Raw genomic sequence first — 13,037 nt, 5'->3', positions numbered from 1 at the left:
CCAACTTTCTCACCAGGTTGCTGGCAGGTCAGGCGCCGCGGCGCCGGATGGAATGGTCCGATACTTCTTCAGCACCTGACTCATGACCTGTTGGAACACGGGAGCCGATGCGGCGGACGAATTCATCTTAACGGGATCCATGTAGCTCACCGAAACGACGAACTCGGGATCGTCGGCCGGAGCGAAGCCCGAGACCGAGACGAGGTAGCCCGGCAGGTAGACCCCGTCGGGGCCGGCGACCTGCGCGGTTCCGGTCTTCGCGGCGACCCGGTAGCCGGGGATGTTCCACGTGTCGGCGAGCCAGCCCTTGGTGTAGACGTTCTCGAGCATCTGGCCGGTCTCGCTCGCGGCCTGCTCGCTGATCACCCGGGTGCCGTCGGTCGACGGCGAGGTGACCTCGCCGTCGGCGTCGGTGCAGCTCTCGACGAGCTGCACGGGCATGCGCACGCCCCCGTTGGCGATGGTCTGGTAGGCGCTCGCGATCTGCACCGCGGTCGTCGTCAGGCCCTGGCCGAACATCGTCGTGTACGTCGTCTGGTTGTCCCACTCGTCGGGCCCGCCGTTGAGGTCGCCCGACTCCTCGGCCGGGAACCCCACCTCGCTGGTGCGCCCGAAGCCGAACTTCTGCATGTACTCGAACCGGGCCTGGTCGCTCATCTGCTCGCCGAACTTCGCCGTGGCGGTGTTCGACGAGTCGATGAGCGCACCGGTCAGCGTGTAGGGCGTGTCGTCGTGGTAGAAGCTGTCCTGGAAGTTCGCGCCGTTCGGCGCGTCGTAGGAGTACCCCGCCATGACCTGGCTGAGCGGGTTTGCCTTGCCCGCGTCGATGAGCGATGCGGCCGTGACGGCCTTGAAGGTCGAGCCGGGTTCGAACGGTGCCGTGAACGTGCGCGAGCCCCGGTCGGCGGCGTCCGTCTCGGACGGGGCGTTGGGGTCGACGGTCGGCACGTCGGCGACGGCGAGCAGCTTGCCGGTCTTCGCCTCCATGACCGTGACGGTGGCCCACTGCGCGCCGACCGCGAGCCGCTGCGCCTCGGCGATGCGCTGCACCTCCCACTGCAGGTCGGCGTCGATCGTGAGCTTGAGCGTGCCGCCGTCCTTCGCCTGCTTGTGCACGACCTCGGTGCCGGGGATCTCGACCCAGTCCTGCAGGCTCGGGATGTAGGTGACCTCGCCGTCCTCTCCGGCGAGGCAGGAGTCCTGGCCGAGTTCGAGCCCGGCCTGCGCCTTGCCGTCTTCGCCGACGAAGCCGAGCAGGTTTCCGGCGACCGCCCCGTTCGGGTAGCTGCGGCTCGGGTGCCGCGACTGCACGACCCACGGGATATCGAGCGCCTCGATCTTCTCGTAGGTGTCGACGTCGACGAGCTTGGCGACGTACGCGAAGTCGGAGTCGGGGTCGTCTGCGAGCGCGGCGGCGATGATGCCGAGCACCTGGTCGCCGGTGAGCCCGACGACCCCGCCGAGCTCAGCCGCGATCTGCTCGAGCGGCACCTCGACGCGCACCGTCTTCGACGGGTCGGCGGGGTCGGGCTCCTCGCGCACGACTGGGCCCTTCTTCGCGTTCTTCGGCGAGAGCGCGACGTCGTAGCGCATGACGCTGTCGGCGAGCACGGCGCCGTTGCGATCGAGGATGTCGCCGCGGGCGCCGTAGACCGCGATCGGCTCGGTCGATCGCACCTCGTCGGCCTGCTCGTTCAGCGCGGACGCGCGCAGCACCTGGATGTCGACGAGCCGCACGACGAACAGCACGACGAGCACGACGAGCACCACCCCCGCCGCGAGGATCCTCCGCATCGGATGACGGCTGATGCGGTTCACCTGGATCCCCCTCCGGTGGTTCGGTTCTTCACGTCTCGGTACGTCGGTTCGTCGGGGTGCGGGCTCGGTGGGCCGGTCAGTGGGTCGTCGGGGTCGGAAGGGCGTCGGTGACGGCCGGCGTCGCGGGTTCGACCGGGTCGACCGCCACGGCTCCGCCCACTCCGGCCCCCTGACCTCCCACGGGTGCAGTCTCCCCCGCCTGTTCCTCGGTCACGAGCGGCACGCCGCCGATCAGCGAATTCGGAACCAGGGCGGCGGATGCCACGGCTCCCCCGGCTGCGGCGGTCGGCTGCCCGAGCACCGCGCCGTCGCTGAGCCTCAGGAACACCGGATTGGAGTTCGGCACCATGCCGAGGGCCTCGGCGTTCTGCGCGAGGTACTGCGGGGACTGCACGCGGTCGAGGTCCTCGGCGAGCGTCTGCTGCTGCCGGGAGAGCTTCGCCTGGCTGAGCTGATACCCGTCGATCTCGTAGGCGCCCTGGGTGACCGCGATCGACAGCATGAGCTGCGCGAGTGCGATGACCGCGACGCCGCCCACGGCGATGATCGCGTAGGCGAGCCGGGGCCGCGACCGGGCGACCCGGTCGGGAGCGGGGCGCAGGATCGCGGGGATCCGGACGCGCCGCCGGATCGGGCTCGGCTGGCTCTGCGCGGGAAGCGCGCTCATGTCGCACTCCTCACTCGTTCGGCGGCACGCAGGCGCACCGGCTTGGCGCGCGGGTTCTCGGCCTGTTCGGCCTCGCTCGCGAGCTCGGCACCGCGCACGAGCAGCTTGAACTGCGGCCGGTGCTCGGGCAGCTCCATCGGCAGGTCGGCGGGGGCCGACGAGGTCGACGCCGTCTGGAGCACGCGCTTGACGATGCGGTCCTCGAGCGACTGGTACGCGAGCACGACGATGCGACCGCCGACGTTCAGCATGTCGAGGGCGGCGGGCATCGCGCGCTGGAGCACCGAGAGCTCCTCGTTGACCTCGATGCGCAGCGCCTGGAACACGCGCTTGGCCGGGTGCCCCTGCCGCTGCACGGCCACCGGGGTCGCGTCGTGGATGATCGACACGAGCTCGGCCGAGCGCAGGATCGGCTCGGTCTCCCTGGCCTTCACGATGGCCTTGGCGTAGCGCCCGGCGAGCTTCTCCTCGCCGAAGTCCTGGAAGATGTGCCGGAGTTCCGTCTCGCTGTACGTCGCGATGATGTCGGCCGCCGTGCGACCGCGCGTGCCGTCCATGCGCATGTCGAGCGGTGCGTCCTTCGAGTAGGCGAAGCCGCGCTCGGCCCGGTCGAGCTGCAGCGAGGAGACGCCGAGGTCGAACAGCACGGCGTCGACCTCGCGGAAGCCCTCCGACCGGATCGCCTCGGCGATGCCGTCGTAGACGGTGTGCACGAAACGGGCGCGGTCGCCGAAGGGTGCGAGGCGTTCGCGGGCGATCGCCAGTGCGTCGGTGTCGCGGTCGAGGCCGATGACCGTGAGCGACGGGAACCGCTCGAGCATCGCGGCCGTGTGGCCGCCCATGCCGAGCGTCGCGTCGACCACGACCGCACCGTCGCGGCCCAGCGCCGGCGAGAGGAGCTCGAGCGTGCGCTCGAGCATGACGGGTGTGTGGATGCGTTCGATGTCCATGATGCCTCCGGGGATCGTCTCCGACGGATTCCGATGCCCATCCGTTCGTCCTGTTGCGGGGAAGTGCAGCAGGCGCGTACGGCTGGGAGTCGCAACCCGCCGGGCTAGAAGAGCCCGGGAATCACCTCCTCCGCCGTCTCTGCGAAGGCCGCCTCCTGTTCGGCGAGGTATGTCTGCCACGCCGTGGCATCCCAGATCTCGACCCTGCTGCCCGCGCCGATGACCGCGAGGTCTCGGCCGAGGCCCGCATAGCTGCGGAGCGTTGCGGGGACGGTGATCCGGTGCTGCTTGTCGGGGGTCTCCGCTGAGGCTCCCGACAGGAAGACGCGCATGTAGTCGCGCGCCTGCTTGCTGGTGACGGGGGCTTGGCGGATCTTCTCGTTCATCTGCTCGAACTCCCGGGCGCTGAACACGTAGATGCAGCGCTCCTGTCCGCGCGTGAGCACGAGACCGGTCGAGAGTTCGTCCCGGAATTTGGCCGGAAGAATGACGCGGCCCTTCTCGTCGAGCTTCGGCTCGTAGGTCCCGAGGAACACCGCACCACCCCCTTTCCTCCGACCAGGATCCAGGTGCCCCCACTTTACTCCACTCCCATCCCCCTGACAACGACACGCGGACGATCGAGACGGAATCGGTGCGACAGAGGCCCGGAATCACGCGGATTCGGGGAGTGGAGCGCGGTGGAGGGATTCGTGCACCTCGAGGAGGGAAACGGGGTGTCGGTCCACGCCGGCGGGCGCTGGCGCGGCGCTGACGGGCCCATCGCACGACCGATGCCGCCCCGCGGTGATCAGGCGGAATCGCCGATCAGCGGCGAGATCTCGCACGGCGCACGAAAAAACGGGCCGACCCGATGGATCGACCCGTTCGACGGTGGAGGAACGTGGAGGACTTAGTCGCCGCGCTCCTGTCGGCGATCCCAGCGCTCGTTGAGGCGGTCCATGAACCCGGCGGACTGGCCGCCCTGGGACTTGCCCGAATTCGGCGAGGCCTCCTCGGGCGCAGGAGCGGCAGCGCCGCGCTTGCCCGGCGTGATGGCGACGAGCACGCCGGCGAACATCATGGCGAAGCCGATGATGCCGACGATGAGCATCTGCAACGCGACTCCGGCGATCAGCGCGCCTGCGCCGACGACCGCGAGCAGAACACCGAGCACGATCGCCCGGTAGTTCGGGCGGCGCCCACGGCCACCCCCGACCGCATGCACGAAGTCCGCATCATTGCGGTAGAGGTTCCGCTCCATCTCCTCGAGAAGACGTTGCTCCTGCTCTGAAAGCGGCATCTCTTTCCCCTCAGGCTCGGGACCGACGCATCCGTGCTCATTCTAGCGCCGCGCGGCCTCGGTAGGCTAGGCGCGTGGCCCAAGGTTCTCGTCTCGTCGATCTGGTTCAAGCACGCATCGATGGGTTCCTCGATGAGCGCAGCACCATTCTCCGCTCGATCACACCCGAGCTGGAGCCGCTCGACGTGTTCTCAAGGCGCTTTCTCAGCGGAGGCAAACGCTTCCGCGCGCTGTTCTGCTACTGGGGCTGGGAGGCCGTGGTCGGCCGCGGCTTCGACCCGTTCGGCGACGACGCCGAGCGCGACGCGTTCCCGGTGGTCTCGGCGGCCTCGGCGCTCGAGGTGTTCCACGCCGCCGCCCTCGTGCACGACGACCTCATCGACAACTCCGACACCCGCAGGGGCGCACCGGCCGCGCACCGGCTCTTCGAGGCGCAGCACGCCCAGGCCGGGTGGCTCCGCAGCAGCGACGAGTTCGGACGCGCCTCGGCGATCCTGCTGGGCGACCTCCTGCTCGGATGGAGCGACGAGCTCCTCGACGAGGGCCTCGACGCCCTCGGCGACCGCGCTGCCGCGCGAGCCGCCCGCAGCGAGTTCGTCCGCATGCGGACCGAGGTGACCGCTGGCCAGTACCTCGACATCCTCGCCGAGCAGTCGTGGCACACCCGCTCCGACGAAGCGCAGCGCGCGACCGCCGAGCGCGTCATCACCTACAAGGCCGCGAAGTACTCGGTCGAGTCGCCGCTCGCGCTCGGCGGCTTCATCGGCGGAGGCACCACGGAGCAGATCGACGCACTGCGCGCCTTCGGACTGCCCCTCGGCATGGCCTACCAGCTGCGCGACGACCTCCTGGGCGTCTTCGGCGACCCGGAGGTCACCGGCAAGCCGAGCGGTGACGACCTCCGCGAAGGCAAGCGCACCATGCTCGTCGCGATCGCGCGCGAGCGCCTCGCCCCCGGCCCGCGCAACCTGCTCGACGAACTGCTCGGCGATCCCGACCTGACCGAGGCCCAGATCCGGATGCTGCAGCGCACGATCGCCGACACCGGCGCGGTCGACGAGATCGAGTCCCTCATCGCCGCGGAGGTCGGGCGCTCGCGCGCCGCCCTCGAGGACGCCCCGCTGAGCGGTGCGGCTCGCACGGAGCTCGCCTCGCTCGCGACGACCGTCAGTCGCCGCAGCAGCTGATCGGGCGGGCGTCGGGCGACGATCGGCTCAGGCGAGGGCCTGGGCGACGCGTCGCACCTCGGCCTTGCGCCCGGCGAGCAACGCGGCGATCGGCGAGACGCCCAGGCTGTCGTCTTCGTTCAGCAGCCAGTCGAGCGCCTCGGCGTCGCTGAACCCGCCGTCGCCGAGGACCATGATCGTGCCGTGCAGTTCGGGCAGCGGGTGCCCGTCGCGGATGAACACCGCGGGCACCTTGAGCACGCCGTCGATGCGGGCGGCGAGCAGGTGTCGGTCGTCGATGAGCCGGCGGACACGGCTCGGCGTCGAGTCGAAGAGCTCGACGAGGTCGGGCACGGTCAGCCACTCGGTCGCGGTCGAATCGGGCGAAGTCGCATCGGTCACCGCTCCAGCCTAGCCAGAGCGCGGATCCGGGCGATACCCACCGCACCGGCGCCCACGGCGCCTCCCGTGTCCTCGCACGGCTCCTGCGGACACGCGCGCATGTCGTTGACACGTCACCGCTGCTGTGGAACGGTGTCGCCAAGCCGATGGGGGTCGGACGAGGGGGCGACATGACGAACCGCGACGCAGCGGCCGACGGGCAACCGGAGGGCGCGCGCGCACCCGCCACCAGGCGGGAGCTCTCCCGTGCGCGCCGACCGCGCGGCATCCGCCGGCTGACGACGTTGCCGGTCGCCATCGTGGGCACGATCGCGGTCTCGCTCGGCATCGTGCAGCCCGCGGAGGCCGCACCGCAGACGCCGAAGCGCCTGGCGAAGGACCGGGCCGCGGGTGTCGACACGCGTCGCACGGCGGTCGTCGCCGCCTCCGCACCCCCGGCCGAGGTCGTCGTGGCCGAGGGTGACACGGTGAGCGGCATCGCCGAGCGCTACGGGCTCGCGACCGCCGAGGTGCTCGCCGCCAACGGACTCGGCTGGTCGAGCCTCATCTTCCCCGGCCAACGGCTCGCGCTGCCCGGCGCATCGGCCCCGGTCGCGCCGAAGCCGACGGCACCGCCCGACATCCGTCGCCACACGGTCGCCTCGGGCGACACCATCAGCGGGATCGCCGCGCGGTACGGGCTCGACACGGCCCAGGTGCTGAGCGCGAACGGGCTGAGCGGGTCGAGCCTCATCTTCCCGGGCGAGCAGATCGTGCTCCCGAGCGCGTTGGAGACGGCGGATGCCCCGGCTCCGCCCGCTGCGCCCGCGCCCGCGCCGGCGCCGGCGGAACCCGTCGCGGCCGAGCCCGTCGCGCAGGTGCAGCCGGAGCCCGACCGTCCGGCCACGCTCACCGACGAGATGCGCACGAACGCGCAGCTCGTGATCGACGTGGGCCGCTCGCTCGGCGTCCCCGACGCGGGAATCGTCGTGGCGCTGGTCGCCGCCGCCCAGGAGTCGGGCATGCGCGACGTCGACTCGGGCGACCGTGATTCGCTCGGCCTGTTCCAGCAGCGCCCGAGCCAGGGCTGGGGCACGGTCGAGGAGGTCTCGGATCCGGCCCACGCCGCCCGATCGTTCTACGGCGGCCCCGACGGGCCGAACGTCGGGCGCGCACCCGGACTGCTCGACCTCGACGACTGGGAGGGCATGTCCGTCGCCGACGCGGCCCAGGCGGTGCAGAAGTCGGCCCACCCCGAGAAGTACGCCAAGTGGGAGCGGGCCGCGCGGGCCTGGCTCGCCGAGCTCGGCTGACCCGCCCGCATCCGGCATGGCCGGGTGCGGCCCGAGGTCGGCTCCTCGCGGCCGTGCTGCGCATCACGAAGCGGTTTCGATCATCGGGCACTCGGTGTGTAGTCAGCGAGAGGCATGTACGAGTTCGTACACTCGTCTGGTGACCACTGCGCCCGCCGACCCCATGATCGGACGTCTCATCGACGGCCGGTATCAGGTGCGCTCGCGCATCGCGCGCGGCGGCATGGCCACGGTGTACCTCGCGACCGACCTCCGACTCGAGCGTCGGGTCGCGATCAAGATCATGCACGGGCACCTCGCCGACGACAACACGTTCAAGACCCGGTTCGTGCAGGAGGCCCGCTCGGCGGCCCGGCTCGCGCACCCCAATGTCGTCAACGTGTTCGACCAGGGCCAGGACTCCGACATGGCGTACCTCGTCATGGAGTACCTGCCGGGCATCACCCTGCGCGACCTGCTGAAGGACTACAAGAAGCTGACCCCCGAGCAGACCGTCGACATCCTCGACGCCGTGCTCGCCGGGCTCGCCGCAGCGCACAAGGCCGGCATCGTGCACCGCGACCTCAAGCCCGAGAACGTGCTGCTCGCCGATGACGGCCGCATCAAGCTCGGCGACTTCGGACTCGCGCGGGCCGCGAGCGCCAACACCGCCACCGGGCAGGCGCTGCTCGGCACGATCGCCTACCTCTCCCCCGAACTCGTCACCCGCGGCATCGCCGATGCCCGCAGCGACATCTACGCCGTCGGCATCATGGTCTACGAGATGCTCACGGGCGAGCAGCCGTACGTGGGCGAGGCGCCCATGCAGATCGCGTACCAGCACGCCAACGACCAGGTGCCGATGCCGAGCGCCAAGAACCCGTCGGTGCCCGTCGAGCTCGACGAGCTCGTGCTCTGGTCGACCTCGCGCGATCCCGAGGCCCGGCCCCGCGACGCCAAGGACATGCTCGATCGGCTCCGGCAGATCGAAGCCGGCATCCGCGGCGGATCGCACGCGACGCAGGCCACCGCGGTGCTCTCCGGCGTGGGTCTCGCGGCGTCGACCTCCGGCGCGACGACCGCCGCGACGACCGTGCTCACCGGTGCGATGTCGCCGCCGAGCCCGCTCGCACCACCCGAGTTCCCGCCGTCCGATGCCGACGGAGACGGGCCCGACGCCGGTGCGCTGACCGCCGCGGTGTCGCGCCGGCGTCGACGCGGCTACTGGCTGCTCGCGCTCGTGCTGCTGATCGCCGGAGTCGCCGGCGGCGCCGGTTGGTACTTCGGCGCAGGCCCCGGCTCGTACGCGACGGTGCCGACCGACATCGTGAACGCGGCACCCGCCGACGCCGAGGCGGCGCTCGTCGACGCCGGCTTCACGGTCGAGCAGGCCGAACGCAGCGATCCGGAGGTCGCCGACGGCAAGGTCTCCGGCAGCGACCCCGAGCCCGGCACGCAGGCGCAACGCGGGTCGAAGGTCACGATGTACGTCTCCACCGGGCCGGCGATCATCGCGGTTCCCGACGTGGTCGGCGCGGAGGAGGCCGACGCCAGGACGCAGCTCGCAGCCTTCTCGGTCGCCGAGAAACCGATCGAGCAGTTCTCGGGCGATGTCGCGGCCGGACTCGTGATCGCCGTGCTCACCGACGAGGGCGAGCCCGTGCCCGGCGAGTACGCCGAGCGCGGCAAGCTGAGCCTCGTGGTCTCGGTCGGCGCCGTGCCGCCGGTCGAGGGCCAGCCGGCCGACGAGGCCGAGGCGAAGCTCACCGCCGCGGGCCTCACCGTGGAGTACAACGACCCCGTCTTCGACAACGAGGTCCCGAAAGACCACGTGAAGACCGCCGACTGGACCGAAGACCCCATGGTCCCCGGATCGAAGGTCGTGCTCACGGTGTCGAAGGGTCCCGACCTCGTCGCCGTTCCCGATGTCGTCGGCAAGACCGTCGCCGAGGCGAAGGACGAACTCGAGGCCGCGGGATTCGCGGTGAGCTACAGCCTTCCCGACGTGTTCCTCGAGTTCGCGAAGGTCACGTCGTCGGACCCCGCCGCGGGCGAGCAGGCCCCGCGCGGCTCCACGATCACCATCGTGGGCCAGCTCACGCTCTGACGCGCTCGCAAGCGGGAGCGGGAGTGCGTTCACGCGACCGACATCTCGCGCAGCACTGCATCCCGCGCCCGGCGCCGGACCCCCGAACGCCGCGCAGGGCGTGAGGGCCCGACCGACACCTCCGACGGTCGGCCCGTCGCACGCAGCGCATCACGCCGCAGAACGCGAATGCGCGGCATCCGCTCAAATGGAACGCATGCCGCGCACGCGGGTGGATCAGCGGGCCGAGAGCTCCTCGGCCACGAGGAACGCGAGCTCCAGCGACTGCATGTGGTTCAGGCGAGGGTCGCACAGCGACTCGTAGCGCGTCGCGAGGGTCGCCTCGTCGATGTGCTCGGAGCCGCCCAGGCACTCGGTGACGTCGTCGCCCGTGAGCTCCACGTGGATGCCGCCCGGGAACGTGCCCGCCGCACGGTGCGCCTCGAAGAAGCCCTTGACCTCGTCGACGACGTCGTCGAACCGACGCGTCTTGTAGCCGTTCGGCGTCGTGATGCCGTTGCCGTGCATGGGGTCGGTGACCCAGAGCGGCGTGGCGTCGCTCGACTTGACGGCCTCGAGCAGCGGCGGCAGTCCCTCGCGGATCTTCGAGGCGCCCATGCGCGTGATGAAGGTGAGGCGGCCGGGCTCGCGGTTCGGGTCGAGCTTGTCGATGAGTTCGAGCATGGTCTCGGGCGACGTGGTCGGGCCGAGCTTCACGCCGATCGGATTGCGCACCCGCGACAGGAAGTCGACGTGCGCGCCGTCGAGCTCGCGCGTGCGCTCGCCGATCCAGATGAAGTGCGCCGACGTGTCGTACGGGGTGCCCGTGCGAGAGTCGATGCGCGTCATCGGGCGCTCGTAGTCCATGAGCAGGCCCTCGTGGCCGGTGAAGAACTCGGTGTGCTTCAGCGCGTCGAAGTCGGCGCCGCAGGCGTCCATGAACTTCACGGCGCGGTCGATCTCGCGCGCCATGGTCTCGTAGCGCGCGTTCGCCGGGTTCGAGGCGAAGCCCTGGTTCCAGGCGTGCACCTGACGTAGGTCGGCGAACCCGCCCTGCGTGAACGCGCGGATGAGGTTCAGCGTCGACGCGGCCATGTGGTAGCCGCGCACGAGTCGCGACGGGTCGGCCTGGCGCGACTCGGGCGTGAAGTCGTAGCCGTTCACGATGTCGCCGCGGTAGGCGGGCAGCGTCACATCGCCGCGGGTCTCGGTGTCGCTCGAGCGGGGCTTGGCGAACTGGCCCGCCATGCGACCCATCTTCACCACGGGCATCGAGGCGCCGTAGGTCAGGACGACCGCCATCTGCAGCACGGTCTTCACGCGGTTGCGGATCTGGTCTGCCGTGGCCCCGGCGAAGGTCTCGGCGCAGTCGCCGCCCTGCAGCAGGAACGCCTCGCCGCGCGAGGCCGCGGCCAGGCGGTCGCGGAGGTTGTCGACCTCGCCGGCGAACACCAGCGGCGGCAGCGAGGCGAGCTCGGCCGACGCCGCGGCCGCGGCGGCCGCGTCGGGCCACTGCGGCTGCTGCTTGATCGGCAGCGTGCGCCAATAGTCGAGGCCGTCGATCACGGAGGGATCTGCATTGACGACGGGCTCGACGAGCTGTACCACGGGTATGTCCTGAGGGGTTCGGGGCGCTGTGCGCCGGAGATGACGATCGGCGACGCGAACGCGTCACCGCAGATCGAGCCTACCCCGATTGCGCGGCCCGCTGCTCCCGCACCGAACTCGCGTAGACGTCGACGTACTCCTGCCCGCTCAAAGCCCGGAGCGAGTGCACGAGCTCGTCGGTCACGGACCGCAACACGAAGCGGTCGCCCTCGAGTCCCTCGAAGCGCGTGAAGTCGATCGGCGGACCGATGATGATGCCGATGCGCCGCACCTTCGGCAGGCGCGTGCCGATGGGCATGACCTTCTCGGTGTCGATCATCGCGACCGGGATCACCGGCACGCCCGCCTCGAGCACCATGCGCGCGACACCCGTGCGCCCACGGTACAGCCTGGCGTCGGGGCTGCGGGTGCCCTCGGGGTAGATGCCGAGGATGCCGCCGCCGCCGAGCACCCGGAGGCCGGTCTCGAGCGACGCCTCGGAGGCCTTGCCGCCCGAACGGTCGATCGGCAGCTGACCTGCCGCCTGGAAGAACATCTTCGTCGCCCAGCCCTTGAGGCCCTTGCCGGTGAAGTACTCGCTCTTCGCGAGGAACACGACCGGTCGGTCGACCACGAGCGGCAGGAAGATCGAGTCGATGAACGACAGGTGGTTGCTGGCGAGCACCACGGGGCCGTCCTTCGGCACGTGCTCGAGTCCGACGACCCACGGGCGGAAGATCGCGAGGAGGATCGGTCCGACCACGATGTGCTTCATGATCCAGTAGAACACCGCGCCGCGTCTCCTTCCGTTCGACCGCTCAACCCTACCGCCGCAGCGGTTCAGGCGTGCTCGGCCGCCCAGACGCGCGCGAGATCGGCCGCACCGACGACGCCGGCGTCGTTCACGAGCTCGGCGATCACGAAGTCGGGCTCCGGGTGATAGCCCCGCGCCGGGAGGTGCTCGAGGAACGCCTCGCGGATCGGCCCGAGCAGCAGGTCGCCCGCTGCGGCGACGCCGCCGCCGAACACGAAGCGCTGCGGGTCGAGCACGGCGGAGATCGACGCCGCGGCCTCGCCGAGCCAGTGCCCGAGCTGGCGCAGTGCGGCGATCGCACCCGGGTCTTCGGCCTGGATCATCTCGCCCACGATGCGGCCGTCGAGCGCGCCGTTCGCCTCGCGAGCGCGCGCCAGCTGCAGGCCGATGCCACCGGCATCCGCGATCTCGTTGGCCATGCGGAGCAGCGCCCGACCGGAGCCGTACATCTCGATGCAGCCGCGCTGCCCGCACCCGCAGGGCAGGCCGCCGGGCACGACCCGCAGGTGGCCGAGCTCGGCGCCCGCGCCGAATCCGCCGCGGAACAGGCGGTCGCCCGCCACGATCGCGCCGCCCACGCCCGTGCCGATCGTGAGCATGACCATGTCGCTGACCATGCGACCGGCGCCGAAGCGGAACTCCGCCCAGCCGGCGGCGTTCGCGTCGTTGTCGACGACGACCGTCGCGCCCACGCGCGCCTCGAGCTTCGCCCGGAACGGCTCGTTGCGCCAGTCGATGTTCGGCGCGTAGTAGACGGTCGACTGGGCGGCGTCGATGAACCCGGCGGCCGCGACGCCGACGACGACCGGCTCGGTCGCGCCCTCGGCGAGCGTGCGGATCATCTCGACGACCGCGTCTTCGAGGAGCTGCGCGTCGCCAGCGGGCGTCGGCACGCGTTCGCTGCGGACGATGCCGCCGGCCTCGTCGACGACCGCTCCCGCGATCTTGGTTCCGCCGATGTCGATGCCGATCGCGTGCACGGTGGAACGCCCTT

Annotated in this window: 12 protein-coding genes; 3 read left to right on the top strand and 9 right to left on the bottom strand. The window is 70.9% G+C overall.

Annotation, left to right across the window (positions count from 1 at the left end; all coding sequences use genetic code 11):
• Positions 1-9 precede the first annotated feature (9 nt).
• From ACFVS8_RS00460 to ACFVS8_RS00440, 5 genes are all read right to left on the bottom strand, one after another.
• Positions 10-1,818: a peptidoglycan D,D-transpeptidase FtsI family protein gene (locus tag ACFVS8_RS00460; protein WP_387056635.1), complete on the bottom strand. Its 1,809-nt coding sequence runs from the start codon at positions 1,816-1,818 to the stop codon at positions 10-12.
• A 76-nt stretch (positions 1,819-1,894) separates the two neighbouring features.
• Positions 1,895-2,485 (bottom strand): hypothetical protein, encoded by a 591-nt coding sequence (locus tag ACFVS8_RS00455; RefSeq protein WP_387056634.1) that lies wholly within the window; start codon positions 2,483-2,485, stop codon positions 1,895-1,897.
• Positions 2,482-3,435, bottom strand: a complete 954-nt coding sequence (gene rsmH / locus ACFVS8_RS00450; RefSeq protein WP_387056633.1) for a 16S rRNA (cytosine(1402)-N(4))-methyltransferase RsmH — start codon at positions 3,433-3,435, stop codon at positions 2,482-2,484. Before rsmH ends, ACFVS8_RS00455 begins: the two co-directional genes overlap by 4 nt.
• A gap of 104 nt (positions 3,436-3,539) precedes the next feature.
• Complete coding sequence (gene mraZ / locus ACFVS8_RS00445) at positions 3,540-3,971, bottom strand: division/cell wall cluster transcriptional repressor MraZ (RefSeq protein ID WP_387056632.1); 432 nt, start codon at positions 3,969-3,971, stop codon at positions 3,540-3,542.
• A 356-nt stretch (positions 3,972-4,327) separates the two neighbouring features.
• Positions 4,328-4,717, bottom strand: coding sequence for a DUF3040 domain-containing protein (locus ACFVS8_RS00440; protein ID WP_387056631.1), 390 nt, complete (start codon positions 4,715-4,717; stop codon positions 4,328-4,330).
• Positions 4,718-4,791: 74 nt separating this feature from the next.
• Here ACFVS8_RS00440 and ACFVS8_RS00435 point away from each other — a divergent pair, with 74 nt between their 5' ends.
• Positions 4,792-5,904: a polyprenyl synthetase family protein gene (locus ACFVS8_RS00435; protein ID WP_387056630.1), complete on the top strand. Its 1,113-nt coding sequence runs from the start codon at positions 4,792-4,794 to the stop codon at positions 5,902-5,904.
• Positions 5,905-5,931: 27 nt separating this feature from the next.
• Here the strand turns inward: ACFVS8_RS00435 and ACFVS8_RS00430 are convergent, their stop codons facing one another.
• Positions 5,932-6,285, bottom strand: coding sequence for an Rv2175c family DNA-binding protein (locus ACFVS8_RS00430; RefSeq protein ID WP_387056629.1), 354 nt, complete (start codon positions 6,283-6,285; stop codon positions 5,932-5,934).
• Positions 6,286-6,455: 170 nt separating this feature from the next.
• Between ACFVS8_RS00430 and ACFVS8_RS00425 the strand changes: the two genes are divergently transcribed.
• Positions 6,456-7,577, top strand: a complete 1,122-nt coding sequence (locus tag ACFVS8_RS00425) for a LysM peptidoglycan-binding domain-containing protein (protein ID WP_387056628.1) — start codon at positions 6,456-6,458, stop codon at positions 7,575-7,577.
• A 139-nt stretch (positions 7,578-7,716) separates the two neighbouring features.
• Complete coding sequence (gene pknB, locus ACFVS8_RS00420; protein WP_387056627.1) at positions 7,717-9,663, top strand: Stk1 family PASTA domain-containing Ser/Thr kinase; 1,947 nt, start codon at positions 7,717-7,719, stop codon at positions 9,661-9,663.
• Between the two features lie 216 nt (positions 9,664-9,879).
• Here pknB and ACFVS8_RS00415 read toward each other — a convergent pair whose 3' ends face one another.
• From ACFVS8_RS00415 to ACFVS8_RS00405, 3 genes are all read right to left on the bottom strand, one after another.
• Positions 9,880-11,250 carry a class II 3-deoxy-7-phosphoheptulonate synthase gene (locus ACFVS8_RS00415; protein WP_387056626.1) on the bottom strand — a complete coding sequence of 457 codons (1,371 nt, stop codon included), beginning with the start codon at positions 11,248-11,250 and terminating at the stop codon, positions 9,880-9,882.
• Positions 11,251-11,329: 79 nt separating this feature from the next.
• Positions 11,330-12,019, bottom strand: a complete 690-nt coding sequence (locus ACFVS8_RS00410) for a lysophospholipid acyltransferase family protein (RefSeq protein WP_387056625.1) — start codon at positions 12,017-12,019, stop codon at positions 11,330-11,332.
• 50 nt (positions 12,020-12,069) lie between these two features.
• Positions 12,070-13,023, bottom strand: coding sequence for an ROK family glucokinase (locus tag ACFVS8_RS00405; RefSeq protein WP_387056624.1), 954 nt, complete (start codon positions 13,021-13,023; stop codon positions 12,070-12,072).
• Positions 13,024-13,037: the final 14 nt, after the last annotated feature.

The sequence above is a fragment of the Agromyces sp. NPDC058110 genome (assembly GCF_042884735.1).
In the GTDB taxonomy this organism is placed as follows: Bacteria; Actinomycetota; Actinomycetes; order Actinomycetales; family Microbacteriaceae; genus Agromyces.
The sequence above is the reverse complement of the archived record's forward strand: the minus strand, read 5'-3'. Positions and strand labels throughout refer to the sequence as shown.

Excerpts from the sequence above, each read along its gene's own strand:
- ACFVS8_RS00455 (WP_387056634.1), bottom strand. The coding sequence starts at position 2,485 with ATGAGCGCGCTTCCCGCGCAGAGCCAGCCGAGCCCGATCCGGCGGCGC.
- rsmH (WP_387056633.1), bottom strand. The coding sequence starts at position 3,435 with ATGGACATCGAACGCATCCACACACCCGTCATGCTCGAGCGCACGCTC.
- ACFVS8_RS00440 (WP_387056631.1), bottom strand. The coding sequence starts at position 4,717 with ATGCCGCTTTCAGAGCAGGAGCAACGTCTTCTCGAGGAGATGGAGCGG.
- ACFVS8_RS00425 (WP_387056628.1), top strand. The coding sequence starts at position 6,456 with ATGACGAACCGCGACGCAGCGGCCGACGGGCAACCGGAGGGCGCGCGC.